The 1,651-nt window shown below is 33.4% G+C and carries 2 protein-coding genes; one reads left to right on the top strand and one right to left on the bottom strand.

Going from position 1 to position 1,651, the window contains the following annotated elements; all coding sequences use genetic code 11:
• Positions 1-157 precede the first annotated feature (157 nt).
• On the bottom strand, positions 158-856 hold the full coding sequence (locus A4245_RS19395; protein ID WP_067730992.1) for a DJ-1/PfpI family protein: 699 nt from the start codon (positions 854-856) through the stop codon (positions 158-160).
• Between the two features lie 433 nt (positions 857-1,289).
• Here A4245_RS19395 and A4245_RS19390 point away from each other — a divergent pair, with 433 nt between their 5' ends.
• Complete coding sequence (locus A4245_RS19390; RefSeq protein ID WP_067730990.1) at positions 1,290-1,553, top strand: pro-sigmaK processing inhibitor BofA family protein; 264 nt, start codon at positions 1,290-1,292, stop codon at positions 1,551-1,553.
• Positions 1,554-1,651 lie beyond the last annotated feature (98 nt).

Raw genomic sequence — 1,651 nt, 5'->3', positions numbered from 1 at the left:
GAACTTGACAGTTTCGTTCATATCAGTCTCCTTAAGAATTTTAACTATATTGTATCATTAGAAATTTAAGATGAATAACATTGAATACAGCCAATACTTATTAGAGATAAGCGCACGTCAGATGAATAGCAGTCACAATAGTTGAAATAAAAAATGACTATTTAATCATTTTAATTATACTTTGTGAGTTTTTAATCATACCCAATAATCCAAGCCCTTTTTTCGCATTGTTTGTTAATTTCTTTTCTGCAATTTTAATGACCTTTTCATCGGCATCAGAATAATTACCAGAATTAAATATTGGTTGGGGGTCATATTCTATCGTGAGTTGAATAGCTTTCGTCTCATTTTCTCCGACTATTTTATTTGATAAAAATAAAGCCATATCTATACCCGCAGATACTCCTGCAGCAGTTATATATTTCCCTTGCTCTACTATTCTTTCTCTTGTGGGGATAGCTTCGAAATTACTTAATAAATTCATTGGCTTCCAATGTGATGTTGCTTTTAATCCAGCGAGTAACCCTGCAGAAGCCAATAACATAGAACCAGTACATACTGAAGTAGTCCATTTTGTAGTTTTATCTATCTCTTTTATCCATTCTAATACCTTCTCGTTTTTCATTTCTTTTATAAACGCTATGGTTGAACCAGGTACTATTAAAATATCTGCCGCTTTTATGTCATCGATACTATATTTTGCATTAATATCTATAAATCCAGAATCAGCCTTTATCACGCCCGCTTTTTCTGCAACAAAGAATATTTCAGCATCAGTCATATTCCTTAGTACCTCATAAGGTCCAATAGCATCGAGCATAGTTACGCCATCATATAAATATATAACTATTTTCATATTAACCTCCTTTTTTTTAGTTCTTTTATTGAAAGGTATCCCTTCTTGATTAACTATAATTTTCATCTTCAAACTAAGCCTGCTTGTTCTCTACAATCCTTCAATAACTCTTTCCTTATTTTAACATAATCACAATCATCCTTTAGGTTGATCAAATCAACTTATCAAATGGCATTAAAATTAATATAGAAAACAACACGATGACGAAAAATTTCAGCGTGTTATTTGGTTGCGGTCCTTTCTATTGTGTATAGTATGTTTCTTCACCAAAAGGAACTACTCGCTTTTCAGGTTTGCTCTCTATTTAACGAATAAGGCTTCAACCTCCAGGCTTAGGCAGTTGCCGAGTTTTAAAACTGGTTTTTTATATAGTTCTTTTTTCGACCTTCCTATCATATGTACTAATAAGGGAACAAAAAAGGGGTTGATTGGTATGAGTTCTACACTTGTTATTACGATTATGATTGCTTTGATCATTATACTTCTGATTGTCGGTGCTCCGGTTAAACCAATGAAACTTATTGGACAAACTACAGTTAAACTTGGGATTGGTATTTTGTTTTTATTTTTCTTCAATGTTTTCGGTGGAGCGATAGGGCTGCATATCCCCATCAACCTATTTACAGCAGTAGTCTCAGGATTTTTGGGGTTATTTGGGGTAGCCTCCCTCGCAGCAATCCATTTGTTTATTATTTAAGGCTGTTTATAAGTTTTGCTTGCTTTTCAATCTTCGCATTAGATATAAAATGCGAAGTAAATTAAGTTTATTCTTGGAGATAAGTGCTCTTGCCGCCG

This window comes from Oceanobacillus damuensis (assembly GCF_001618145.1).
Lineage (GTDB): Bacteria > Bacillota > Bacilli > Bacillales > Amphibacillaceae > Oceanobacillus > Oceanobacillus damuensis.
The sequence above is the reverse complement of the archived record's forward strand: the minus strand, read 5'-3'. Positions and strand labels throughout refer to the sequence as shown.

What these genes read in the sequence shown, in the direction of transcription:
- A4245_RS19390 (WP_067730990.1), top strand. Translation starts at nt 1,290, where the DNA reads ATGAGTTCTACACTTGTTATTACGATTATGATTGCTTTGATCATTATA.
- A4245_RS19395 (WP_067730992.1), bottom strand. Translation starts at nt 856, where the DNA reads ATGAAAATAGTTATATATTTATATGATGGCGTAACTATGCTCGATGCT.